The organism is Thioclava sp. GXIMD2076 (genome assembly GCF_037949795.1).
GTDB classification, from domain to species: domain Bacteria; phylum Pseudomonadota; class Alphaproteobacteria; order Rhodobacterales; family Rhodobacteraceae; genus Thioclava; species Thioclava kandeliae.
This window is the reverse complement of the sequence record NZ_CP149934.1, coordinates 384,776-410,075: the sequence shown is the minus strand read 5'-3', so window position 1 is coordinate 410,075 and position 25,300 is coordinate 384,776. Positions and strand designations below refer to the sequence as shown.

The 25,300-nt window shown below is 61.9% G+C and carries 23 protein-coding genes; 20 read left to right on the top strand and 3 right to left on the bottom strand.

Translation table 11 applies throughout. The annotated features are described in order from the left end of the window. Positions 1-22 precede the first annotated feature (22 nt). Both WDB91_RS18890 and WDB91_RS18885 read left to right on the top strand, forming a co-directional pair. Entirely contained in the window at positions 23-2,587 is a 2,565-nt protein-coding gene (locus WDB91_RS18890) for a glycosyltransferase (RefSeq protein WP_339115213.1), read from the top strand. Continuing rightward, positions 2,584-3,540, top strand: coding sequence for a sulfotransferase family 2 domain-containing protein (locus tag WDB91_RS18885; protein WP_339115212.1), 957 nt, complete (start codon positions 2,584-2,586; stop codon positions 3,538-3,540). The genes WDB91_RS18890 and WDB91_RS18885 overlap by 4 nt, the downstream gene beginning before the upstream one ends. Before the next feature lie 19 nt (positions 3,541-3,559). On the opposite strand, the gene WDB91_RS18880 is transcribed toward WDB91_RS18885, so the two are convergent. Further along, entirely contained in the window at positions 3,560-4,597 is a 1,038-nt protein-coding gene (locus WDB91_RS18880) for a LacI family DNA-binding transcriptional regulator (RefSeq protein WP_339115211.1), read from the bottom strand. A gap of 151 nt (positions 4,598-4,748) precedes the next feature. On the opposite strand from WDB91_RS18880, the gene WDB91_RS18875 reads away from it, so the two are divergent. From WDB91_RS18875 to WDB91_RS18825, 11 genes are all read left to right on the top strand, one after another. Further along, positions 4,749-5,723 carry a sugar ABC transporter substrate-binding protein gene (locus WDB91_RS18875; RefSeq protein WP_339115210.1) on the top strand — a complete coding sequence of 325 codons (975 nt, stop codon included), beginning with the start codon at positions 4,749-4,751 and terminating at the stop codon, positions 5,721-5,723. A 130-nt stretch (positions 5,724-5,853) separates the two neighbouring features. After that, positions 5,854-6,897, top strand: coding sequence for an ABC transporter permease (locus tag WDB91_RS18870; RefSeq protein WP_339115209.1), 1,044 nt, complete (start codon positions 5,854-5,856; stop codon positions 6,895-6,897). 10 nt (positions 6,898-6,907) lie between these two features. Next, positions 6,908-7,909, top strand: a complete 1,002-nt coding sequence (locus WDB91_RS18865; RefSeq protein ID WP_339115208.1) for an ABC transporter permease — start codon at positions 6,908-6,910, stop codon at positions 7,907-7,909. 11 nt (positions 7,910-7,920) lie between these two features. Further along, entirely contained in the window at positions 7,921-8,739 is an 819-nt protein-coding gene (locus tag WDB91_RS18860) for an ATP-binding cassette domain-containing protein (protein ID WP_339115207.1), read from the top strand. A 70-nt stretch (positions 8,740-8,809) separates the two neighbouring features. Next, positions 8,810-9,706 carry a sugar phosphate isomerase/epimerase gene (locus WDB91_RS18855; RefSeq protein WP_339115206.1) on the top strand — a complete coding sequence of 299 codons (897 nt, stop codon included), beginning with the start codon at positions 8,810-8,812 and terminating at the stop codon, positions 9,704-9,706. Positions 9,707-9,716: 10 nt separating this feature from the next. Continuing rightward, positions 9,717-10,760, top strand: coding sequence for a Gfo/Idh/MocA family oxidoreductase (locus tag WDB91_RS18850; protein ID WP_339115205.1), 1,044 nt, complete (start codon positions 9,717-9,719; stop codon positions 10,758-10,760). Next, positions 10,757-11,698, top strand: coding sequence for a sugar phosphate isomerase/epimerase (locus WDB91_RS18845; protein WP_339115204.1), 942 nt, complete (start codon positions 10,757-10,759; stop codon positions 11,696-11,698). Before WDB91_RS18850 ends, WDB91_RS18845 begins: the two co-directional genes overlap by 4 nt. A gap of 92 nt (positions 11,699-11,790) precedes the next feature. After that, positions 11,791-12,075, top strand: a complete 285-nt coding sequence (locus WDB91_RS18840) for an antibiotic biosynthesis monooxygenase (RefSeq protein ID WP_339115203.1) — start codon at positions 11,791-11,793, stop codon at positions 12,073-12,075. Between the two features lie 51 nt (positions 12,076-12,126). Beyond that, positions 12,127-14,055, top strand: coding sequence for a 5-dehydro-2-deoxygluconokinase (gene iolC, locus WDB91_RS18835; protein WP_339115202.1), 1,929 nt, complete (start codon positions 12,127-12,129; stop codon positions 14,053-14,055). Between the two features lie 119 nt (positions 14,056-14,174). Next, positions 14,175-16,037: a 3D-(3,5/4)-trihydroxycyclohexane-1,2-dione acylhydrolase (decyclizing) gene (gene iolD, locus WDB91_RS18830; RefSeq protein WP_339115143.1), complete on the top strand. Its 1,863-nt coding sequence runs from the start codon at positions 14,175-14,177 to the stop codon at positions 16,035-16,037. Positions 16,038-16,260: 223 nt separating this feature from the next. Continuing rightward, positions 16,261-17,229 carry a GNAT family N-acetyltransferase gene (locus WDB91_RS18825; RefSeq protein ID WP_339115201.1) on the top strand — a complete coding sequence of 323 codons (969 nt, stop codon included), beginning with the start codon at positions 16,261-16,263 and terminating at the stop codon, positions 17,227-17,229. A gap of 46 nt (positions 17,230-17,275) precedes the next feature. On the opposite strand, the gene WDB91_RS18820 is transcribed toward WDB91_RS18825, so the two are convergent. Then, a complete protein-coding gene (locus WDB91_RS18820; protein ID WP_339115200.1) occupies positions 17,276-18,565 on the bottom strand; it encodes an FAD-dependent oxidoreductase in 1,290 nt (429 codons plus the stop codon). A gap of 22 nt (positions 18,566-18,587) precedes the next feature. Continuing rightward, the gene (locus WDB91_RS18815; RefSeq protein ID WP_339115199.1) at positions 18,588-19,253 is read right to left on the bottom strand and encodes a haloacid dehalogenase type II; all 666 of its coding nucleotides are present in this window, start codon (positions 19,251-19,253) and stop codon (positions 18,588-18,590) included. Here WDB91_RS18815 and WDB91_RS18810 point away from each other — a divergent pair, their 5' ends adjacent. The 7 genes from WDB91_RS18810 to WDB91_RS18780 all read left to right on the top strand — a co-directional run bounded on the left by WDB91_RS18810 (position 19,254) and on the right by WDB91_RS18780 (position 25,193). Then, on the top strand, positions 19,254-19,424 hold the full coding sequence (locus tag WDB91_RS18810) for a hypothetical protein (protein ID WP_339115198.1): 171 nt from the start codon (positions 19,254-19,256) through the stop codon (positions 19,422-19,424). It begins immediately after the preceding gene. A gap of 35 nt (positions 19,425-19,459) precedes the next feature. Continuing rightward, positions 19,460-19,828, top strand: coding sequence for a cupin domain-containing protein (locus tag WDB91_RS18805; RefSeq protein WP_339115197.1), 369 nt, complete (start codon positions 19,460-19,462; stop codon positions 19,826-19,828). Then, complete coding sequence (argE, locus tag WDB91_RS18800) at positions 19,825-20,931, top strand: acetylornithine deacetylase (protein WP_339115196.1); 1,107 nt, start codon at positions 19,825-19,827, stop codon at positions 20,929-20,931. Before WDB91_RS18805 ends, argE begins: the two co-directional genes overlap by 4 nt. 113 nt (positions 20,932-21,044) lie before the next feature. Further along, positions 21,045-21,887 (top strand): GNAT family N-acetyltransferase, encoded by an 843-nt coding sequence (locus WDB91_RS18795; RefSeq protein ID WP_339115195.1) that lies wholly within the window; start codon positions 21,045-21,047, stop codon positions 21,885-21,887. 16 nt (positions 21,888-21,903) lie between these two features. Then, a complete protein-coding gene (locus tag WDB91_RS18790; RefSeq protein ID WP_339115194.1) occupies positions 21,904-23,277 on the top strand; it encodes an aspartate aminotransferase family protein in 1,374 nt (457 codons plus the stop codon). After that, a complete protein-coding gene (locus WDB91_RS18785; RefSeq protein WP_339115193.1) occupies positions 23,274-24,185 on the top strand; it encodes an NAD(P)-dependent oxidoreductase in 912 nt (303 codons plus the stop codon). The genes WDB91_RS18790 and WDB91_RS18785 overlap by 4 nt, the downstream gene beginning before the upstream one ends. A gap of 276 nt (positions 24,186-24,461) precedes the next feature. Continuing rightward, positions 24,462-25,193: an HAD-IA family hydrolase gene (locus WDB91_RS18780; RefSeq protein WP_339115192.1), complete on the top strand. Its 732-nt coding sequence runs from the start codon at positions 24,462-24,464 to the stop codon at positions 25,191-25,193. The last annotated feature ends 107 nt before the right edge of the window (positions 25,194-25,300 follow it).

Below are 25,300 nucleotides of genomic sequence, written 5' to 3'. Positions count from 1 at the left end.
CTTTCACGCGCGGAGGATGCCCATGCGTCGCCTGTTTTCCATCCTGCGGCTTGTTGTCCGCAAAATCCTGTCCCGTCTGCGCCGGTTCCGTGACCGGCGCGAGACCCGCCGCATTCAGGCGCCGTTCATCGGCAATCTCGAGGGGCTGCATATCGCGGATGATACGATCAGGGGCTGGGTCTTCGATGAGCGCGCGCCCCGTGCGACAGGGTTGCAGGTCGGGCTCTATGCGCAAGGCGCGTTACTGGATGTGGTGACGGTCGAGCAACCGCGCGCCGATGTAGCCGCGCATCATGGCTGTGCCTTGGGATGCGGATTTGCCTTTCCTCTGTCCGAGGCGCTGATCGCGCCGATCCGGCAGGCGGGCGGTGTGGTCAGCGTCCGTATCGTCGGGCCCGAACCGCGCGAGATCGGGCAGCTCGGTCTGATGGTGCAATCGGGGCCTGACACCGATCCTGTCGATCTGACCGCCCTCATCGCACGGTTCCTGTCAGAGGATCTGGCCGATATCGACGCGATGCTTGAGGCACCCGTGCCGGAGCCCTTCTCCGAAGGCGTGCCGGATCTCGTGCCCCATAAGGCTCTATTCGAGACCCGCCCACTGGTTCCGGTGGCTGATTGCGTGCCAAGCGGCCTGCCCGCGTATCAGGAATTTACGCGCCACCGCAACAGGGTCGAGGAAGAGTTTCAGGTTGTGCCCGACAGTTCCGAGCGCGATCGCTTCCTGTATTTCTATCTGACCACCTATAACGCGACCCGCCGCCAGCGCGTCCCACTTAGTGCTGCAGATATTGCCTATCTCAATGCCACGCTCTCGATGGGCGGGGCACGGCAGCGTCTTACGCGAATGATGTGGTGGCGCCTTGCCCAGAGGCGCGATCTTCTGGCCGAACTCGATCTCAATGACCGCGGCTCATATACGCGGCTCGTGTTCTGGTGGGCATGGCAGGACGCGGCGCATCTGGGGGTCGAGGACTGTCTGGTCACCGATAGCATGGCTGACCTGTTACGCAGCATTGCGCCCTCGCGCCAATTTGACGACTGGCCGCTGACGACCTTTGCCGAGAGGGTCTTCAATGCGAGCGTGGCTCTGCATTTCCTTGCGCCGGGGCGCAGTGCCGAAAGCCGCAAGGAGCTTTATCTCATCCTTTTGGTGAGGGCATTGAAGCGGCCCGATATCCTGCGCTACATGCCGCGGCGGCTGTGTGATGCACTGCTTCTACCGGTGGAATCGGGCGGGCGTTCGGAACTCGAGACGTTCCTCGCGCGTGTGACGGGGCGCAATAGCGTTGCTTTTGCGCGTGAGCGCTATGCCCATGCACTGCGCGAGAAGGGCTTCGACCTTGAAAGCCTGCGTTTCCTGACCCTGACGGAGGACGGGCACCGGCTGGAAGCGGCCGCGCTTCCGGTGCCGAAGGGCGCGCTGGCCGATATCCAGCTGATCGGCCCTCTGGCGAAGGCCTCGGGGCTGGGGCAGGCCGCACGGCTTTCGGCCAGCATTCTGGCGCAGACCGGCACGCATCTGCGCTGCGTCGATTTCGATATGGATAATCCTGCACCGGAAGGATTTAGTACCGATGGCACGCTGATCGAAAGCTATGGTCCGGCCAGGATCAATCTCATCCATCTCAATGCGGAATCGGTGCCTCTGGCTTTTGCCTATCAACCCGATGTGTTCTCCCACAGCTATAATATTGGCTATTTCTACTGGGAGCTCGACCGTCCGGCGGCCTGCCACTATCTTGCGCTCCAGATGCTCGACGAGATCTGGCTGTCCTCGGACTATGGTGTGCAGATCTATCGGCCGCATTTCGATGGCCCTATCCGCAATGTGGGGATGTGTTTTGAGCCCAATGACGATATCGATCGGCAGAGCGCGCGCCGCTTCGTGGAACGCAGGTTCCGGCTGTCGGGCAAGCATTTCGTTTGTCTTGTAGCCTTTGACAGTTTCTCCTTCGTGCAACGCAAGAACCCGCTGAATGCCCTGCGCAGCTTCCAGAAGGCCTTCGAGGGCGTGCCGGAGGCACGCCTGATCGTTAAGACCCAGAACCGGCATTCGGTCTTCGATCCCGTGCAGATCCGGATTTGGGACGAGATGGAGGCGATCATGTCCCGCGATCCCCGGATCTTGCTGATGAACGAGACGCTCAGTTACCGTGACCTGCTGAGGCTGAAGAAAGGGGCGGATTGCTATCTGTCGCTCCATCGTTCGGAAGGCTGGGGGTTCGGGATGATCGAAGCGATGAGCCTCGGTGTGCCGGTCGTCTGTTCGGCCTATTCGGGCAATCTTGAATTCTGCACTGAAGATACCGCATGGCTCGTGCCCTGCACCGAGGCTGCGCTCTCGAAGGGCGATTATATCTTCACGCCCAAGGGCGCGGTCTGGGCCGAGCCGGATGTCGAAACGGCGGCGCGCCTTTTGCGGCAGGTCTATGAGGATCCCGCGGCGCGCGAGCGCAAGACCGCCTATGCGCTCGACTTTATCAGGACGCATTTCTCGATCACGCCGATTGCTGCGCGCTATAAGGTGCGGCTCGAGCAGATCCTTGACCAGCTTGATCACCCCTCACGGGAGGCCGCAGAATGACCCTTGCCGCTCCGACCGATCTGCCCGCGGCCCTACCGCATGCTCTGGTGCGCGACACATTCCAGCTGTTTCTTGCGCGCGACCCCAATCCCGAGGCGCAATTCGGCGATTTCGGTGGCCTGCTCGGGACGCTGTTCGGCTCGCAGGAGTTCTTGACATCGCAGCGGGCACAGAAAACCGATCTGGCTTGGCCCGAGCGGCAGTATTTTATCGCCCGCCAGCTCGGAATTCTCTACTGTCCGATCGGCAAGAACGCCTGCAGCTATTTCAAACGCGCGATGGTCCATCTTGCCGATCATCCCAGACGTCACATCCTTGATCGCTCGATCCACCAGCTGACCGACCATATCCGCACCGGTATGCAGCTTTCGGATTACACCGAGAGCGAGATTTCCGCGATCTGGCGCGATCCCGATCTCTACAGCTTCGCGATCCTGCGCGACCCCTACCGGCGGCTGCTATCGGCCTATATCGAGAAATTCGTGGTGAACCGCATGGATGGCGCCAACCTGACTTATCACACCGGCCCGCTCATCGAGGCTGTACAGAAGGCGCAAGGGTTACCCGGGCCGGATTTCGCGCGAGGCATCCGTTTTCGGGATTTCATCCTGCATATTACCGCACAGCCGCCCGAAACCCTCGATCCCCACTGGCGGCCGCAATATCTCTATCTCGGCGACCATCACTGGAGCGCGCTCTATGATTTCGACAATCTCGCGCAGGCCGTGCGCGATCTGGAGGCCATGTCGGGCATCGAGCTGAGCCAGCCGCCCGTCAACCGTTCGGGGAGCGGCGAGGGGGTGACGCATTTCGGCGCCGAGCAGCTTCTGCCCGCAGTGCTGGACCGGCTGCCGATGATCGATGCGGAATCCTTCCTGACGGAGGATCTTAAGGAACGAATCTCCCAGTATTACGCGCGCGATTTCGCGCTGATGGCCGAGACGATTTCGTAGTGGCCGTGCCATGCCCCCGTCAGAGGTTCTCGGGGGTGATGATCTCGAACGGAAGCACATATTGCGTTGTTGTGCCGGACCCTTGTTGCGACAGCGAATCGAGCATGCTCTGCACCAGAAGGTTGGAGATGGGTCCGATCGGATGGCAAAGCGCTGCGGTAATCAGTCGCTCGGACAATCCCCTTCGGATTTCGGGGCCCATATCGCGGCATACGACCTGAATTTTCGCGCGTCGTTCGGGTGCTGTCTCGCGCAGCGCCCGCAGAACGCCGGAAATTCCGCCCCCGACGATGAAGATCCCCCGCAGATCCTCGTCGCTATCTTGCAGAAGCTCGGTCACCATCTGATAGGCGACATCCGATTCCTCATGTGTCGCGCGGCTTTCATCGACATGCAGATGCGGAGCATGTTCGCGCATATAGGAGCGGAAGCTGGCATCGGCGACATCCTGACACTGATAGCGGTGGTTGCCGTTGAAGACGGCAACCCGGCCTGCGTTTTTTGTCGTCTGGGCAATAAGGAACCCCGCCGTCCGTCCGAGTTTCCAGTTATCCGCCCCGACATAGCCTGCCCGTTCGGGTGCGGACTGGTCGGTGATATAGGCTACAACCGGTTTGCCCCTTTCGTGCAGGCTTCGAATCGTCTGGCCGATCAGGGGATGGTCGGCGGCGATGATGGCAACTGCATCACATCTTTCTGCCAAAGCCGTGAGGCGCGATGAGATATTATCTGGCGTGAGCACATCCACAAATTCCACATCCGGTTCAACGATCGCGTCACGCCTCGCGCGACAGGCCGTGACAATGGCGCGCCCGAAGATCTGGTAAAGCTCGCGATTGCCTTGCTGCAGGAGGAACCCGAGACGGATACCGGGCAGGGTGCTGCGCAGCTGCTGATTGATCGATTCGACCCCGTAAAACCCAATATTTACCGCGGCTTCCTGCACGCGCTGGATCGTGGTGTCGCGCACATTTCCGGCGCCCGCCAGAATGCGATTGACGGTCGACACGGAAACGCCCGCAGCTTTGGCCAGATCGGATATCGTAGGTCTGTTCATAGGGTCACCGTTGCCTGAATATCATCGTGAATGACACGTTATGAAACAAAAGTTTCTTTTACTCAAGAATATTATTTCACCTTCTCGGAGATAAGGGTAAGAAAAGGATGTTCGGCCCCAGAGGAGGTTTGGGGTCTAGGGAGGACAATCTATGACAAAATTCAGCCGTCTCGCGGCAAGTGTCGCGACCGTCGTGACCTTGGGTTGCTATGCTGGTGCAGCTTTTGCTGCGGATATTTTCGTGGTGGGTGGCAAGCCTGACGATCCCTTCTGGTCGATCGTGAAGCGTGGCGCGGAAGATGCCGGCAAGCTGGCTAAAGAGCAGGGCGGTTCCGTCACCTGGCTCGGCCCGCAGAACTATGACAATCTCGGCGTCGACGCCGCCGAACTGATCCGTCAGGCGATCAGCCAGGGCGCCGATGCAATCGCGGCACCCGATTGGGTTCCGGAAGCGATGGATCCTGCCTTCAAGGCAGTGGTCGATGCAGGCATCCCGCTGATCATCATCAATGCCGGTGGTCTGGACGCCGCCGACAAGCTCGGCGCGATGAACTATATCGGCTCGGATGATTACGAGAACGGCAAAGCGGCCGGCGGCTATTTTGCCAAACATGACATCAAGAACGTTGTTTGCATCAACACCCTGCCGGGTGCTGCAAATATCGAAGCGAACTGCAAAGGCCTGACCGACGGGATCACCGAAGCAGGTGGTAGCGGTGAGGTTCTGCCGCTTCCGGCGACCTCCTTCGGCAACCAGACTGCTGTGGCACAGGCCGTCAAAGCCTATCTTCTGCAGAATCCCGAAGTTACCGGTATCTATACTGTGTCGGACGTGGATGCGAATGCCTCGATCAACGGTGTGATGCAGTCGGGTAAATCGGGCAAAGTCCAGGTCGGTGGCCTGAACATGAACGAGACCATCCTGAACAACATCAAGGCCGGCAAGCAGATGTTTGCCATCGATCAACAGGGCTACATGCAAGGTTACATGGCCGCGTCGATCCTGAACGCGCATGTCAATTTCGGCCTGTCGATCCCGACCCGTGAGATCCTCACCGGCCCGGGCATTGTCGACGCGGAAAATGTCGATGCGACCATGGACGGCCTGAAGCAAGGCGTCCGCTAAGCAAAGCCAGTGAGACTGTGCCGTCCGGACTGTCCGGTCGGCACCCCGAGAGGCGGAAGGGCGACAGCCCTGTCGTCACCAAAATGGTGGCCACCCGCCTTCCTTTCGAACCTCGTACAGGGAAAATCGAATGGTTTCCGAGACTCAAGGAGCCGCACCCGCAGTGTCCGGTGGCAGCGCAAAATCTTCGGGGTTGGGGCGTCATCTTCGTCGTCCTGAGGCCGGGTCGCTTTTCGGCATGTTTGCCGTGTTTATCTTCTTCGCTATTTTCGCCGGTCAGGCCTTCCTGTCGCCTGCAGGCTTTGCCAGCTGGTTGAACGTCGCCGCAGAGATCGGGATCGTGGCATTGCCCATCGGTATCCTGATGATCGCAGGCGAGCTGGATCTCTCGATCGGCTCGGTCATTCCGGCCTCTTCGCTGACGGTCGCCGTGGTTTCCGGCTATTTCGGTCTGCCCGATATTATCGGTATCGCTTGTGGCCTTGGCTTCGGTGTGCTGGTCGGTCTGGTCAACGGTCTGGTCGTGACCCGCACCGCCGTGCCCTCGCTGATCGTGACCATCGGGTCGATGTTTGGGGTGATGGGTCTGACGCTGGGCCTTTCGGTTCTCGTGACCGGCTCGACCGCGACCGCGCTGTCGCCCGATCCGCTGACCACCACGCTGCTGGGTCATTTCGTCGCCTACATGTTCCAGGTCACCATCTTCTGGTGGATCGGTTTCGCGGTGGTGCTGGCCTATATCCTGCACGTCTCGCCCTGGGGCAACTGGATCTATGCGCTTGGTGGCGACAAGATCTCGGCGCGCAACGCCGGTATCCCCACCGAGAAAGTGACGATCTCGCTCTTCATGCTCTCGGGTTTTGCCGCAGCTTTCGTCGGCGTCAGCCAGGTAATCGTCTACCAGAGCGCGCAGGTCGCCGGTGGCCAGTCCTTCATCTTCAACTCCATCATGTGTGTCGTGATCGGTGGCGTGCTTCTGACCGGTGGCTTCGGCTCCATCCTCGGGATCGTTCTGGGCACCATCACCTTCGCCATGGTGAACCAAGGGATCTACTTCACGGGCTTTGATGCCAACTTGGGGTCTGTCATCATCGGTGCGCTTCTCCTGATCGCGGTTCTGATGAACGATACTTTCCGCAAGCTTGCGCTCAGCTACGCGACGAAGAAGAAGTGAGTGTGATCTGATGAAAAACTCTGTCTTTTCCGACTTCCTCCGCCGCCCCGAAGCGGGCTCCGTCCTCAGCCTCATTGCCGTCTTCGCCTTCTTCGTGATCTTTGGCGGTGTCAATCTGGGCAATCTGGTGGGCTCGGCCTCCTGGGTCAACTTCGCGGCCAATCTCGGTATCGTCGCCATCCCGATGGGTCTGCTGATGATCGCAGGCGAGCTCGATATCTCGATTGGCGCGATGATCCCCGCGGGTTCGATGACCGTCGCCATCCTCTCGGGCTATTACGGCCTGCCGATCTGGGTCGGCATGGCTGGCTCCATCGGTCTCGGCGTGATCGTGGGCACCATCAACGGCCTTCTGGCCACCCGCACCACGGTGCCGACGCTGATCATCACGCTGGGCACGCTGGTGGCCATGCAGGGGATCGTGCTCTCGGCCTCCGTGCTGCTCACCGGTTCCGCCTCGGTCGCGCTGCAATCGCCGGCATGGGCCAAGTTCCTCTTCGGCCAGCTTATCGGCGGCAGCTACCAGGTGATCATCGTGTGGTGGATCGCCATGACCATCGGCTTCGTCTATGTGCTGCACCATTCGCGCCGCGGTAACTGGATCTTTGCTCTCGGTGGCGACAAGGTCTCGGCCCGTAACGCCGGTATCCCCACCGACCGCCTGATGATCGGCCTCTTCATCCTCTCGGCTGTGAGCGCCTCCTTTGTCGGCATGTGCGGGGCGATCCTGTTCAACTCGGCGCAGGTGTCCGGTGGTATGAACTATATCTTCAACGCGGTGGTGGCCGTGGTTGTGGGTGGCGTCCTTCTGACCGGTGGCTTCGGCTCCATCATGGGGATCTTCGTCGGCACCATTACCTTCGCCATCGTCAGCCAGGGGATCTACTTCACCGATATCGACCGCAACTGGTCGAGCCTGATCCTCGGCGCGATGCTGCTTGTGGCCGTCCTGATGAATAACGGCTTCCGTAAACTGGCGCTGAGCGCGCCGTCCAAGAAAACTCAGAAGTGAGGACACGGATCATGACCAACCCGGTTCTGGAACTGCGCAACGTCAACAAGTCCTTCGGTCCGATCGACGTGCTGCACGATATCTCTCTCAAAGTCGAAGCGGGCGAAGTGCTCTGCCTGCTGGGCGATAACGGTGCGGGGAAATCGACCCTCATCAAGACGCTCGCAGGGGTCCATAAGCCCACCACCGGCGAGATGTTCATGGATGGCGAGGCGGTCAGCTTCGACAAGCCCAAGGACGCCGCCGATCGCGGGATCGCCACGGTGCACCAGTTCGGCGGCACCTTCCCGCTGATGACCATCGGCCGCAGCTTCTTCGTGGGTGTCGAGCCCGTCAAAAAGATCGGCCCCTTCAAGTTCTTCGACCGCAAGACCGCGAATGAAGTTGCCGTCAAAGCGGTCCAGAGCTTCGGCATCACCCGTATCGATGATGGCGACCGTCTGATCGGTGGTCTGTCGGGCGGGGAGCGCCAGTCGCTCGCCATCGCACGCGCCGTCCATTTCGGCGCCCGCGTCCTTATCCTCGACGAGCCGACCGCAGCCCTTGGTGTCAAACAGGCAAGCCACGTCCTGCGCATCATCATGGAAGCCAAGCGTCGCGGCATCGCGGTGATCTTCATCACCCACCAGGTGACCCACGCGATGGCCGTTGGCGATCATTACGCGGTTTTGATCCGCGGCGCGGTTGCCGCAAACTTCAAACGCGGCGAGAAAACCCGTGAGGAAATTACCGACCTGATGGCAGGCGGTGAGGCATTGGCCGATCTGGGCGAGGCAATGGAAAGCCATATGGCAACCCATGACGGCCATCCGCCGCAGGTTGTCGCCTGAGCCCTATGAAAATGGATAGGGCGTCCGGAGGAGGGACGCCCCGTTCGAACGCTTCTTAAAGGTCCTGACCATGAAACACACGCTCGACCCGCATATGATCCGTCACCTGTCTTTGGAAGACACGGTGCGCAAGGTCGCCGAACTGGGCTATGACTACGTCGAAATGTCGCCCCGTCCCGACTTCTTCGCATGGTGGACCCGACCGAAGCTTTACCCGGAGCGTATCAAGAGCTTCAAACAGGCGTTGCGCGACAACAATGTCGGCCTCGCGACGATCCAGCCGATGTATCGCTGGGCCAGCCCCTATCAGGACGAATGGGACAACGCGATCGACAACTGGAAACGCGCGATCGAGTTCGCCGTCGAGCTGGAATGCCCGATGTTCGTTTCCGAATTCGGCCGCGGTGGCTCGCCGAACCGCTCGCTGAACGACCGTTCGGGCCTGCACCGCCCCGAGACCTGCGAGATGCAGTTCTTCCGTGCGATGGACATCATCGTGCCGCTCTTGGAGAAAGAGGGCATCAAGCTGTCGCTTGAAGCGCATCCCGAGGACTGGGTCGAGGAGATCCATCCGGCGATCGACATCATCAAGACGATCAACTCGCCGATGGTCCGCGCCTCGTTCATCGCGCCGCATACCTTCTTCTACGGGCCCGATATGGAAGCCAACCTGCGCGCGACCGCAGGCCTTCTGGAGCATGTCCGTCTGGCCGATACCTATGACCATAACAAGTCGTCGGAGCTGCGCTACATCGTGAACCCGCCGGAATCCAAGGTCCGCGTTCACCAGCACCTCGATTACGGTCAGGGCGAGATCAACTGGGATCTGTTCTTCTCGACCCTCGCAGATATGAAATTCGATGGCGTTCTGTCGAACTGCGTCTTCGCATGGGAGGACCGCGCCGAGGACAGCGCGCGCTTCATGCTCGCAGAGACCAAACGCTATCTCGACAAGCATTACAAATAAGGAACACGCCATGGTACTCAAGGTTGGAGTCATCGGCACCGGCATGATCGGTCAGGACCATATCCGTCGTCTGACCCAGGTCCTGTCGGGGGTGGAAATTACCGCCGTCACCGACATCGCGCTTGACCGCGCACAATCCGCCGCCCCCGCTGGCGCGGAAGTCTTCGAGACCCCCGAGGCGCTGATCGCCTCGGACAAGGTCGACGCCATCGTCATCTGTTCCTGGGGCCCTGCCCATGAGGAGCAGCTCCTGACAGCCATCGCCCACGGCAAGCCCGTGTTCTGCGAGAAGCCGATGGTGACCTCGGAAGAGGCGGCCCTGCGCGTGATGAAAGCCGAGGTCGCTTTCGGTCGCCGTCTGGTGCAGGTGGGCTTCATGCGCCGTTTCGATGCCGATTACCGCCGCCTGAAGGCCGTGATCGACAGCGGCACGCTGGGCGCACCGCTTCTGTATAAATCCTGCCACCGCAACGCATCGGTGCCGGAGGGGCTCTACACCTCGGAAATGCCGCTCAATGACACGCTGGTCCATGATGCGGATATCTCGCGCTGGCTCCTGAGCGACGAGGTCGTGGGTGTCGAGGTGCGTCTGCCGCGCCGCTCCTCCAAAGGCGGCGAGCTGCGTGACCCCCATATCGTGCTGCTGCATTGCGCCTCGGGGGCCATCGTCGATGTCGAGATCTCGGTCAATATCGGCTATGGCTATGATATCCGTGGGGAAGTCAGCTGCGAGGCAGGGATTGCCGCGCTGCCGAACCGTCCGGCGACTGTTATCTCGGACGCGCATGGCTACCGTCAGGCACTGCCGGCCGACTGGCGCGAGCGCTTCATCGAAGCCTATGATCAGGAATTCCGCGAATGGATCGTGGCCGCGGGCGAGGGCACCGCAACCGGCCCGTCCGCATGGGATGGCTACGCCGCGACGCTCGTCGCCGATGCAGCCCTGCGCGCAGTGGAGAGCGGTGTGCTCGAGCCTGTCACGATGATTGAAAAACCCGCGCTTTACACCGATGGTATCAGCCTCGGCCAGGCGCTGCGGGAGGAAAATGCATGAAACTTTCGATTTGCACCGATGTGATGGGCAATCTGTCCTTCACGGATATGCTCGACAAATGCGTCGAGCTGGGTGTGGAAGGCATCGAGATGACGGGCGGTGGCTGGTCGAAAGGCCCCCACTTCCGCGCCGATGAACTTTTGGCTGATAAAGGCCTCTTGAAGCAGAAGCTGGCCGAGATCGAGGCTCGTGGCCTGAAGATCGCCGCCCTCAACTGCTCGGCCAACCCGCTCGATCCGGGCGCGATGGGCACCCGTCATCTCAAAGAGATGAAGGAAACCATCACGCTTGCAGGCGAGATCGGCGTCGAAACCATCGTCACCATGTCGGGTCTGCCCGAGGCAGCGCCCGGTGACACCGTCCCGAACTGGCTGGTCTATACCAAGTCCTGGCCCGACGAGATGCCCGAGCGTGACCGTTACCAATGGGAAGACCGTGCCTTCCCGCTCTGGCACGATCTGGTCGATTTCGGCAAGAAGGCTGGCATCAAGCGTTACGCGCTGGAAAACTTCTCGGCGATGCTGGTCTGGAACCCCGAGACCCTGTTCCGTCTGCGCAACGAAGTGGGCGAGATGGTCGGTATGAACCTCGACCCCTCGCACCTGATGTGGATGGGCGCGGAGCCGATCGCATCTGCCCGCGCGCTGGGGAAGGCGATCCACCACTGCCACGGCAAGGACACCCGCATCGAGCGCGGCGTCTGCGACGTGAACGGCCTTCTCGAGCTGAAAGACGTGACCGATGTCGCGAACCGCAGCTGGAACTACGTCGCCGTGGGCGCTGGCCGTGACCTGCAATGGTGGAAGGAGTTCTTCTCCGTTGTCGGCATGATGGGCTATAATGGCTGGGTCAGCCTCGAGATGGAAGATTTCACCATGTCGACCGAGGCGGGTATCCAGTCCTCCATCGATGCGCTGAAAGCGACCATCATCCGCTAACTGCTTCCTCCCGAGGATGTGGCCGGAGCTTCCCCCTCCGGCCACATGGAAGGGCGCATCCGAACGGGACAGGCTTTGGAGATACCAAGACCATGTACAAGTTCATCATCACGATCCTTTGCCAGCCCGGCACGCGCGAGAAGATCCTCGAGCGCGCCCCGGCTGCACAGGCAGCCACCCGCGCCGAGGCGGGTTGCCTTTCCTATGACTTTTTCACCTGCACGGATGATCCCGACAAGCTGGTCTTCGTGGAATCCTGGGTCGATGAGGCCGCGCATGCCTTCCATATGGAACAGTCCTACACCAAGGACTTCATCGCCTATCACGAACAGTTCCACCAGAGCCTGACCTTCGAGACGATCAACCCCGCTGCCTGAAATGACCCTGCGCATCATGTCCGCGATGCGACCCGAGGACGGAGAATACCTATGTCGAAACCATTGGATGTAATTACGATTGGTCGCGCTGGCGTTGACCTTTACGGCTCGCAGGTTGGGGGTCGTTTGGAGGATATGGGGTCATTCGAGAAATATATTGGCGGGTCTCCGACGAATATCGCCTGCGGGACGGCGCGTCTTGGGTTGAACTCTGGGCTGATCACGCGGGTTGGCGACGAGCATATGGGGCGGTTCATCCGCGAGGAGCTGGTGCGCCACGGTGTGGATGTGGCGGGTGTGACCACGGATCCCGAGCGTCTGACGGCGCTGGTGATTCTGGGGATCCGCGACGAGGAGCAGTTCCCGCTGATCTTCTACCGCGAGAACTGCGCGGATATGGCGCTGTGCGAGGATGACATCTCGGAAGATCTGATCGGGCGCACGCGCTCGGTGGTGGCGACCGGCACGCATCTGTCGAACCCCAAGACGGAAGCGGCGACGCTGAAAGCGCTGGCGCTGGCGCGCAAACATGGTGCGCAGACGGCGCTCGATATCGATTACCGCCCCAATCTCTGGGGGGTTGCGGGCCATGGCGATGGCGAGAGCCGCTTTGTGGAAAGCGCCGAGGTGACGGCCAAGCTGCAAAAGAGCCTGCATTATTTTGACCTGATCGTGGGCACCGAGGAAGAGTTCCACATTGCGGGCGGCACGACGGATACGATCGCGGCGCTCAAGGCGGTGCGGGCGGTGTCGAATGCGACGCTGATCTGCAAACGCGGGGCGGCGGGGGCTGCGGCCTTTGAAGGCGCGATCCCCGAGAGCCTTGACGAGGGCCAGACGGGCCCGGGCTTCCCGATCGAGGTGTTCAATGTGCTGGGCGCGGGCGACGGGTTCTTCTCCGGCCTCCTGAAGGGCTGGCTCGATGGCGAGACCTGGCCGAAGGCGCTCGAATATGCCAATGCCTGCGGGGCCTTTGCGGTCTCGCGCCATGGCTGCACGCCGGCCTATCCCTCGCTCGAGGAGCTGGAGTTCTTCCTGAGCCGCGGCGTGATCCAGCCCGATCTGCGCAATGATGCCGAGCTCGAGCAGATCCACTGGGCGACCAACCGCCATCGCAGCCATGGCGGCGACTTCTCCGAGATGCGGGTGTTCGCCTTCGATCACCGGATGCAGCTCGAGGAGATGGAGGGCTATACGCTGAAAAAAGGCGGGGCCTTCAAGGAGCTGTGCCTCGAGGCCGCACTCAAGGTGCAGGATGGCCGTCCGGGCTATGGGATCCTGTGCGACAACCGCATCGGGCGGCATGCGCTGCATGCGGCCTCCGGCACGGGCCTGTGGATCGGGCGTCCCTGCGAATGGCCTGGTTCCCGTCCGCTGACGCTGGAGCCGGAACTGGGCGATGATTGCGGTGGCCTGAAGGAATGGGCGCGCGAGAATGTGGTGAAGGTTCTGGTGTTCTGCCATCCCGATGACGATGCGCAGACCTGGGCCTGGCAGCTCGACAGCGTCAAGAAACTCTACGCGGCTTCGCGCCGCAACAATCTCGAGTTCCTCCTCGAGATCATCCCCTCCAAGGTGGCTGCGGTGACCGATGACACCACGGCTATCCTGATCCGGCGGTTCTATGCGGAAGGGATCTATCCCGACTGGTGGAAGCTGGAGCCGATGGCATCGCAGACCGGATGGGCCAAGGCCTGCGATGCCATCGAGGAGCATGACCGCCACACCCGCGGGATCGTGGTTCTGGGGCTGGATGCGCCGGAGGCGGAACTGGCGGCAAGCTTCGAGGTGGCCGCAGGCTTCCCGCTGGTGAAAGGCTTTGCCGTGGGCCGGACGATCTTCGGGTCGGTGGCGCGCGACTGGCTGGCGGGGCGGATGGATGACGAGGAGGCGGTTGCCGAGATGGCCACGCGCTACACCCGTCTGGCCGGGATCTGGGACAAGGCCCGCGCGGCAGCGACCTCTGTGGCTGCCGAATAATCGAAAGGACCGGCGCGCCCCATCGCGGGCGCAGCCCGCGATGCGCGCCCGCAGGTGGCTCGATGCCGCCAAGGGCGCGGCCCCCCACAGGGCGGGGCGTATAACAAAGGAAGAAGAGTATGGGCACGATCCGCATGACGGCCGCACAGGCCATGGTAAAATGGCTGAGCGTTCAGCTGACGCCCGAGGGCGAACGGTATATCGAGGGGATCTGGGCGATCTTCGGCCATGGCAATGTGGCGGGTCTGGGTCAGGCGCTCGAGGAGATCGGCGAGGCCTTCCCGACCTGGCGCGGCCAGAACGAGCAGACCATGGCGCATGCGGGTCTGGCCTATACCAAGGGCATGGGCCGCACCCGCGCGCATGCGGTGACCTCCTCGATCGGGCCGGGCTCGACGAACCTCGTCACCGCGGCGGCGCTGGCGCATGTGAACCGTCTGCCGATCCTTCTGATCCCGGGCGATGTCTTCGCCAATCGCCGCCCCGATCCGGTGCTCCAGCAGGTCGAGGGCTTCGAGGATGGCACGATCTCGGCCAATGACTGCCTGCGCCCTGTCTCGCGCTATTATGACCGGATCACGCGGCCCGAGCATCTCCTGACGGCGCTGCCCCGCGCATTGGCCACGATGACCGATCCTGCCTCGGCAGGCCCTGTCACGCTGGCCTTCTGTCAGGATGTGCAATCGGAAGCCTTCGATTACCCCGAAGCGTTCTTCACGCCCCGCACCTGGCATATCCGCCGCCCCGCGCCCGATGCGCGCGAGCTGGAGCAGGCCATCGCGATGATCCGTGCGGCCAAGGCCCCGGTGATCGTGGCCGGTGGCGGGGTGATCTACTCGCAGGCCGAGGCCACGCTGGCCGAATTCGCCAGCCGCCACAACATCCCCGTGGTCGAGACGCAGGCGGGCAAATCGGCGCTCTCGCAATTCCACCCGATGAACTTCGGGGCGAGCGGCGTCGACGGCTCGGCGGCGGCCAATGCCGCAAGCCAGCGCGCCGATCTGGTGATCGGTGTGGGCACGCGCCTGCAGGACTTCACCACCGGCTCGCGCACGCTCTTTGCGAACCCGCAAGCGAAACTCCTCTCGATCAACGTGGCCGCTTATGATGCCATGAAGCACGGCGCCGAGCCCCTGATGGCCGATGCGAAAGTGGCGCTCGAAGCGCTGACCGAAGGCCTCGGCGCCTACCGCGCCGAGGATGCCGATCAGGGCGCGCGCGAGGATTGGCTGAAGGCCGTGACCCATCACTGCCGCGACCGCTCGGAGGAGCGGGGCGCGGGCGAGCTGCCGCTCGATGCGGAGGTGATCGGCGCGGTGCAGCGCGCGGCCCCCGAGGCCGTTGTGATGTGTGCCGCTGGCACCATGCCGGGCGCGCTGAAGCTCCTCTGGCAGCCCACTCAAGGCGGCTATCACATGGAATACGGCTATAGCTGCATGGGCTACGAGGTCGCGGGCGGGATGGGGCTGAAGCTCGCGAACCCCGACCGCGAGGTGATCTGCTTTGTGGGCGATGGCTCCTATATGCTGGCCAATTCCGAGCTGGCCACTGCCGTCATGCGCCGCATCCCCTTCACCGTGGTGCTGACCGATAATGCGGGCTATGGCTGCATCAACCGGCTGCAGACGCTGGGCTGTGGCGGCAACCCGTTCAACAACATGTATGTGAACTGCAATATCGAGGCGCAGCCGCAGATCGATTATGTGATGCATGCGGCCTCGATGGGCGCCCATGCGGTGAAGGCGAAAGATATCAAGGATCTGGAAGCGCAGCTGGCGGCCGCCCGCACGCGCGATATCCCCACCGTCATCGTGATCGACACCACCGCGAAAGACTTCCCCGGCACCGGTATCGAAACCACGGCCGGCGAGGCAGGCCATTTCTGGGACGTCGCCGTCCCCGCCACAGGCCACGCCCCGAACCGCCCCGCAGCCTACCAGCGCTACCTCGAAAATACCGCCAAACAACGGCTCGTGAACTAAGCGGATAAACTGAAGCGGTTCTCGAACTGGCCAGAAAAGTTGCAGGCGTCTCCTTTTGGGAGGCGCCTTTGCTATTGACGTGCCACTCTGGTGGAAATGGTGCCAAAACCTGCATGTTTTCGATGGGGCTGCAGCAGAATCTATCAACTGCCCGCGAGATACGGTATAAATCCCTCCGATATTTCTATTATATCTGATTACGGTCTAGTGATGGGAAAGGTGCATGAGCCGAAATATTGCGATTGGTCCGTGTTCCGATGCGATGCCTCAAGGTGCCCGTGCGCGCTATCTTGATTTCATGGCGCGTGCGCAGACGACCGATGAAAATTATATGCAGATCGACAGTTACAAAGCGCAGATTGTCGAGATCGCGCCCGAACATCTATTGGCGATGCACGAGCTGACGGTTTCGGTCTTCTGGCCGCATCGGGCGCGCGATCTCGAGGTCTTTCTGGCGCTGGGGCGCGGTTATCTGGCGATGGACGAGATCGGCCGTCCGCTGGGCTCGGCCATGTATTTTCCGGTTGGGGACGATTATGCCATGTTTGGCATGATGGTAACGACGCCGCGACTGCAGAGCTATGGCACCGGCGCGCGGCTGTTGCGGCGCATCATGCGTGATTGCGAGGGGCGCGATCTGCGGCTTTCGGCCACCCGCGCCGCCTATAGGCTCTATGAATATGCCGGTTTCGTGCCGGTCGGGACGATCTGGCAGCATCAGGGCGTCGCACGCCCGATCCGGCAGCCCTCGCCGGTTTCAGGGGTCGAGATCCGACCGTTGGCGCCCGGTGATCTCGGCGAGGTCCATGCGCTCGATGCGGTGGGGTATGGGGCGCCGCGCCGCGAGATGCTCGATCTTTTGCTGAACATGTCACAGGGTGTGGTCGCGCTGCGCGACGGGAAGATCATCGGCTATGCGCTCAGCCGCGACTTCGGCAAAGGGAGTGTCATCGGGCCATTGGTGGCCGGTGACGAGCGGATTGCGATGCAGCTTGCCGCGCCACTCATCAAGGCCAATGAGGGTCGGTTCACACGGCTTGATACGCCTGTCGAGAACGAGCACTTCGCGGCCTTCCTCGCCTCGGCGGGAATGGGGGTCTATGATACGGTGACCGAGATGCGGAATGGCCGGATGCGGCGCCCGCAGGAGGGTATCCAAGTCTGGGGTCTGTCGGCGCATTCACTGGGCTGATACCCCGCACTACCGGAATGAAAAAGGGGGGCAATGCCCCCCTTTCTTACGAGATCTTGTCCTTGAGGCTGAAATACATCCCGACCAGTGGCAGGAACCACGGCTTGCCGCTATGCAGGGGGATGGTCGGCCAGTCGAGCCCGGCAAGCGGGTTCGTGTCCTTCACGCCCATTGCCATATCGGCCAGCGCCTGACCGATCAGCGTGGACATCTGCGCACCATGGCCCGAATAGCCCATGCCGTAGATCATGCCATCGGTTTCGCCTGCGCGGGGATAGCGGTCCTTGGTCATGCCCACGAGCCCGCCCCAGCAATAATCGATCTCGATATCGGCCAGATGCGGGAAGATCTTGGCCATCGAGGCGCGCAGGATCTCGCCCGATTTCGCATCCGATGCCTGATCGGAGGTCGCCGAGAACCGCGCACGGCCCCCGAAAATCAGCCGGTTATCGGGCGAGAGGCGGAAATAGTTCCCGATATTCATCGAGGTGACAAAGGTCCGGTTGCCAGGCACGGTGCGGGCCACTTCCTCGGGCGTCAGCGGACGGGTCGCGATGATGAAGGAGCCCACCGAGATGATCCGGCGGCGGAAGAAAGACAGCGGCGCTTCGGGCGCGGCCCCCGCATAGGCGCCGGTCGCCACGATCATCCGGTTGGCCTGTAGCGTGCCGCGCGGTGTGGTGATCTCCCAGCCATTGGCGGTCTTGCGACGGGCGGTCATGGGCGTGGCTTCCCAGATTTTCGCGCCATGCTTATGGGCAGCCTCGGCCAGCCCGTTCACATAGCGTCCCATATGCATCATGGCGGTCTTTTCGTAGACCATCCCGCCGTGGAATTGTTCAGAGCCAACCTCGTCTTTCAGACCTGCGCGGTCGATCCAGCGGGTCTCGGGGTCCACCTCGCGGTGGATCAGTTCGAAATTCGCCCGCAGTCCCGCCACATGGCTTTCTTTGGAGGCCAGTTTCAGCTTACCGCAGCGACGGAAGCTGCAATCGATGCCTTCCTCGGCCACCAGATCCTCGATCATATCGATCGAGCGGTCATAGGCTTTGTAAAGCCGATGGGCCTGATCCGCGCCCAGATGCGCTTTGGCATCCGCATAGCCATGGGCGATCCCGTTATTGAGATGCCCGCCATTGCGCCCCGATCCGCCCGCGCCCACATGCGAGGCTTCCAGAAGCGCCACCGAGACGCCGGATTTCGCCAGTTTGCGCGCAGCGTTGAGCCCCGTGAAGCCACCACCGATGACGACCACATCGAACTGCCCCTCGGCAGGCCCCTGTTCGCCATGGGCGAAAGGGGTCGAGGTTTCGTGCCAATAGGATTTATATTCCATCTCTCTTCCCCTTCGCACCCTTTTACAGACCGACGACTTCGGCCAGACCGGAAATGTCTTTGACCTCGGTATAGCCGTAATACGGGTTGGCGGGTTCATGGGCGCGGTTGACCCAGACCTTATTTTTGATCCCCATGTCATGGGCAGTCATCAGGTCATAGCGGAAACTTGAGGACACATGCAGGATATCTTCCGGCCCGCAGCCCAGCTCGTCGAGCATATATTCGAAGGGCCGCATCTGCGGCTTGTAGGCGCCTGCGCTCTCGGCGGTAAACACATGCGCGATGGGCGCGCCGAGCTTGGCGATATTATGCGGGATCTGTTCGTTCATCGAATTGGTCAGCGCCACCAGCGGGATATGCGGCGCGATACGGGCAAGCCCTGCGGGCACATCGGCATGCGGGCCCCAGGTCGGCACGCGCGCATAAATGTCTGCGGCCACCGCCGGATCGAAGGTGATCCCGTTGCGTTTGCAGGTGCGCTCGACCGCGTTATGGACGATCTCCGCATAGGGTTTCCATGCGCCCAGAACCTCGTCCAGACGATAGGCCGAGAAATCACGGATGAACTTTTCCATCGCTGGCTCGGAGAGCTGGGCACCGTAATGGTGGCGGGCCGCACCTGCCATGTCGAAGTGGATCATCGTGCCGTGGCAGTCGAAGGTGATGAATTTCGGGCGGAAGGTCATGTGTATCTCCGGGATCTCTCGTGTGGCCCCAGCCTGAACCCGTTGCGCGCACGGGTGCTGCCGCATCTGCGCGATCAGGCGCAGGAAATACCGTTTCGGGGCGCGAGTTCGGCAGGGCCTGCGGTGCCGGACACGCTTTTGACGGCACGTCCCGCACCGGCAGGGGCATAAAAGGGTCACTCTCACTTGCCTTGAAAGGGCCTTACATGTCGCTTCTTATCCCCGTCGAGACCTCCCCCCAGTTCTGCCCGCGCGAGGACGTGGCCGCTCCCGAGCGCTTGATCGAAGGTGCGCCCGCCTATAAGACATGGGAGTTGGACACCGCTATGGCGGAGGCGGCCAAATGGGGCAAGATCCGCACCGGCATCTGGGAAGCGACTCCCGGTAAAACGGTATCGATGAAGGGCGAGACATTTGAATTCTGCCATATCCTCGCGGGTCGCTGCATCATCTCCGAAGAGGGTGGCGCGGCGCATGAATTTGTCGCAGGTGATAGTTTCATCATGAAGCCCGGTTTTGTAGGCACCTGGCATACCGTTGAAACCGTGAAGAAAATCTTTGTGATCGCCTCATGAGCCCCGAAGATCTCCTCGCTCGGCTCGTTGGGTTTCCGACCGTGGTCGGGACGCCTAATGGCGCGGTTCTCGAGGATATTGCCACTTATCTGCGCGGGTTTGGTGCGCAGGTCGATATCCTGACCGGTCCCGAAGGGGACCGGTCGAACCTTTTCGCCAGCTTCGGACCGCGGGACGTGGCGGGGATCGTGCTCTCGGGCCATATCGATGTGGTGCCTGCGGGTGAGCCGGAATGGCTCGCCGATCCCTTTGTCCTGCGCCATGAAGGCCAGCGCCTGATCGGGCGCGGGGCCTGTGACATGAAGGGGTTCGTGGCAGCCGTGCTGGCGGCGGCCCCCGCCATGGGCGAGGCTGATCTGGCAAAGCCTATCCACATCGCGATCTCCTATGACGAGGAGGCGGGGTGCAAGGGAGTGCCGCATCTGCTGGCGGCGCTGCCGTCGCTTTGCGCGCTTCCCGAGGCCGCGATCATTGGCGAGCCGACGGGGCTGGTGCCGGTGCTGGCGCATAAGGGCAAGGCCGCGCTGCGCCTTGTGGCCAGGGGTGTGTCTGGCCATAGCTCGCGCCCTGATCTGGGCGTGAATGCCATCCAGACCCTTGTGCCGGTGCTGGCACGGATCTGCGAGACCGCCCATGACCTTACCACCGGCCCGCAGGATGCACGTTTTGCGCCGCCCTATAGCTCGGTGCAGATTGGCACGATCGCGGGCGGGCAGGCGGTCAATATCATCCCCGATCTGGCCGAGGCACAGATCGAGGCACGGGCGATTGCAGGCGTGTCGCCGCGCGCGATCCTCGAAGAGATCTGCGCGGATCTCCCCGAAGGCGTGTCTGCCGAATTCCTGTCGGATTATCCGGCTCTTGCGCTGGATGCGGGTGATCCGCTCGTGGCGCTGGCCGAGGAGATCTCGGGCCATCAGGCGCAAGGGGCGGTCAGCTTCGGCACCGAAGCCGGGCTGTTCCAGCAGGCGGGTATTCCCGCCATCGTCTGCGGGCCGGGCGATATTGCCCGCGCGCATAAGCCCGAGGAATATCTGACGCGCTCCGAGCTGGAGGCCGCCCATGCCATGGTTCTGGCGCTCGTCGTCAGGTGTTCAGCATAAAATGCTGTCATGCCGCAGGAATTCCTTTACTCCTGCGGCATGATTGCGTGAACAAAGTGAAACTGCCGCCTGCCAGGCATTAGCCTGAAGGTAACAAGACCGAAGAGGCCCCTATGACCGACGTTTCCAGCACCGAGACCGCGCAGATCGCCATCGCCCCGATGGAGCTTTCGCATATCCCGCAGGCGCATGGGATGTCGCAGGCAGTCTCGTGGCCGCACCGGCCCGAGGATTGGGCGTTGGTATTGGGTGTGTCCGAGGGCGTTGTGGCGCTGCAGGGCGAAAAAGTCGTGGGCACTGCGATCCTGTCATTGTTGGGCGATGTCGGCACACTCAACATGATCATTGTCGATGAAGCCATGCGCGGGCAGGGGCTCGGACGCAGGCTGATGCAGGCGCTGCTGGACCGTGCGGCCACGATGGAGCTGCGCCTTGTGGCCACCGCCGATGGTCTGCCGCTTTATCAGAAACTGGGCTTCAAGGCCCAAGGTGAGGTCATGCAGTATCAAGGCGTGGCCGTAGCGCAGACGCCCGAACAGCCGGTGCATGAGGCCAGCGCCGAAGAGCTCGCGCAATTGATTGCCGCAGATCGTGTCGCAACCGGCATGGATCGTGCCAAGCTCCTGACGGATATTGCCGCTCAGGGCGAGGTTCTTGTGACTGCGGGCGGCTTTGCCATGCTGCGCGCATTCGGGCGCGGATATGTGATCGGCCCGATCTTGGCCCAAAACGATATCGCGGCGCGCGCGCTTCTGTCCGAAGCCGCCTGCCGCACCCGAGGCCGGTTCCTGCGCGTCGATTTCGCGCCGGAGCGTGCCTTGCAAGACCATGCAGCAGCGCTGGGGCTTGCCCATGTGGGCGGCGGCGTTGCCATGCTGCGGGAAGGGGCGGTTGCCGCCCGTCCTGCGAACCCCGATTTGAAAACCTATGCCCTCGTGTCGCAGGCCCTGGGCTGATCTTAGGAGACTGTCAATGTTGACCAATTCCCTGATCGAGATGGATCGCCAGCACCTGATCCACCCCGTATCCTCGTTCAAAGGCCACGAAGCGCGTGGCGTGCGGGTGCTCGCATCGGCCAAAGGCGCGCGGGTGACGGATGCGGAAGGCCGCGAGCTGATCGACGGGTTTGCAGGCCTGTGGTGCGTGAATGCGGGCTATGGCCATGAAAGCATTGTGGAAGCTGCCGCCGAGCAGATGCGCAAACTGCCCTATGCCACCGGCTATTTCGACCTCGGCGCCGAAGCTCCGATCAAGCTTGCCGCCAAACTGGCCGAGCGCGCACCGGGCGATCTGAACCATATCTATTTCTCGCTCGGTGGCTCGGATGCGGTCGATAGCACGATCCGCTTCGTGCGGTATTACTGGCACTCGAAAGGCCAGCCGAACCGCGACCAGTTCATCTCGGTCGAACAGGGCTATCATGGCTCGACCACGATGGGCGCAGGCCTGACGGCACTTGGCGGCTTCCATGAGGGCTTCGGCGTGCCCTATAGCTGGCAGCACAAGATCTCGTCGCATTACACCTATCGTAATCCGCTCAAGACCGATGCAGAGATCATCGAAGCGTCGGTGAACGAGCTGAAAGCCAAGGTCGAGGCCATCGGGCCTGAGAAGGTCGCGGCCTTCTATCTCGAGCCGATCCAGGGCTCGGGCGGCGTGCTGGTCCCGCCGAAAGGCTGGGTCAAGGCGATGCGCGATGTGTGTAAGGAACTCGAGATCCTCTTCATTGCCGATGAGGTCATCACCGGCTTCGGCCGCACCGGCCCGCTTTTCGCCTGTGAAGACGAGGGCATCGTCCCCGATCTGATGACCACCGCCAAGGGCCTGACCTCGGGCTATGTGCCGATGGGCGCGGTCTTTATGTCCGATCATGTCTACGAAACCATCGCCGAGGGCGCAGGCGCCAAGGCCGTGGGTCATGGCTTCACCTATTCGGCGCATCCCGTTTCGGCGGCGGTCGCTCTGGAAGTCCTGTCGCTCTACGAGGGTGGCCTGCTGGAGAATGGCCGCAAGGTTGGTGCGCGACTGATGGAAGGTCTCAAGGGCCTGTCCGACCATCCGCTGGTGGGCGATGTTCGCGGTCGCGGCATGCTCGCCGCCATCGAGCTGGTCGTCGATAAGGAGAACAAGACCCCGCTTCCGGCCTCGGTGCAACCGGCCACCCGCCTGTTTGACCGTGCGTGGGAGAAGGGTCTGATCGTGCGCTCCTTCGCGCAGGGCATCTTCGGCTATGCGCCGCCGCTGTGCTGCACCGAGGAAGAGATCGACATGATCGTTGCCCGCACCAAAGCCGTGCTCGACGAGACGCTCGAGGATGCGGATGTGCGCGCGGCACTGAAAGGATGAAGCTCCTTTATCTCTCCATCCCCGAGCGCGAGAAGGTCTGGAAAGAGGTCCTCGCTCCGCATGGAATCGAGATGATCATGGGCGAGGCGGCGGTCACGGACCCCGCCTCGATTACCCATATCGCCTGTTGGGAGCCACCCGAGGATATTGCGCGCTATCCCAATCTCGAGGTGCTGATCTCGGTGGGGGCGGGTGTCGACCATATGCCGCCGCTGCCCGAAGGGGTGGCGCTGTCGCGCACGCTGGCCGAGAGTATCGAGAAGATGGTGCGTGACTGGTGCGTGATGGGGGTTCTGGCCACCCATCGCGATCTGCCTGTCTATCTCGATCAGGCTACCCGTGGGGAATGGGTCCAGCATGCGCCCAACACAGCCAAGGGCGCGCGGGTCGGCATCATGGGTATGGGCCGCATCGGTCAGCTGACGGCGCAGACCCTCAAGAGCCTCGATTTCGAGGTAGCCGGCTGGTCACGTTCGGGGCGGCCCGTGGAGGATTGTCCGGTCTATGATCAGGCAGGCCTCGACGCGTTCCTGGCGCGCACGGATATTCTGGTGTGCCTGCTGCCGCTGACGGACGAGACGCGCGGACTGATGGATGCGGCATTCTTTGCGAAGCTGCCCAGAGGCGCGCGGATCGTGCAGGCGGGGCGCGGGGCACAGCTCGATCTGGCGGCGCTGCGTGCCGCACTCGATGCGGGCCAGATCACATCGGCCATGCTGGATGTGACCGACCCCGAACCCCTCCCGGCAGATCACTGGGCATGGTCCGACAGCCGTCTGATCATCACGCCCCATATCGCGGCCCGCACCGGCTATGAGGAGGGCGCGCGCCATGTTCTGGCGGTGATGCAAGCCTCGGCTGCAGGAAATCCGATCCCAGGACAGGTGGATCAGAAGAAAGGCTACTGAGCCTTCAGGAACCGGCCTTAGGGCCGGTTTTTTTACAGCATTAAATTCTGTCTCTGGCCGGTGGGATACAGAACATTATGCCGCAAAGCTTCGATATTCGGTGCCTCAGGGCTGTTTTTTAGCGGCACACTGATCCTACGAAGACAGAAATTGTCGCAGCAAAAGCCCAAGAGACACACGCATTTCGGGGCATAGATGCCTCGATACCGGTGCTTGCCCGCAGAATGTTTCGCCGGACCTCTCCCTCCGGCATATCCGCAGAAAGGACTGCCAAAGATGGCAACCACAACCGCCACCAAACCGCTGACCGCTTTTAGCTATGTCACTTTCGACGTTGTCGGCACCTTGATCGATTTCGAGGGCGCGATCAAAGACGGCCTCAACGCGATCGCGGCCAAAGAAGGCGTGACGATCGACGGCGAAGCTGCCCTCTCGGTCTATCGCGACGCGCGCTACGAGCCGGGCGCGCTGCGCTTCCCCGATGATCTGGGGCGCTGCTATTCGCGTATCGCGGCCGCATTTGATCTGCCCGATACCGAGGAATATCGCCAGCTGATGATCGATACTGTGGGCGAGGCCAAGCCGTTCCCCGATAGCGTGAAGGCCATGGCGACGCTGAAGAAGCATTACAAGCTGGTGGCGATGACCAATGCCCGCCGCTGGGCCTTCGAGAAATATGCCGAGAAACTGGGTCAGCCCTTCTGGGCCGGTTTCACCACCGATGATACCGGCTGCGAGAAGCCGAACCCCGATTACTTCCATCAGGTTTTCGCCTATGTGGAAAAGGATGGTGGCTCCAAGGACGACATCCTGCATACCGCGCAGAGCCAATACCACGATATCGGCATCTCGCGCGAGTTGGGTATGACCAATGCCTGGATCCAGCGCCGGCACGCGCAGAACGGCTATGGCGGGACCATCGAGCCCAAGGAATTCACCGAGCCCGACTACCACTTCCACGCGCTGATCGAGCTGGCGGAAGCCGCCGAGAAAGCCTTTGAGGCATAACGTCTGCTGAAGTGTTTGCAAGCCATGTGCGGGCACGTTGAACCCGGCTCAGGGCGGCCATAAGACCGCCCGAGCCAAATTGGCACCTAAAAGGCCATCGTTAACCA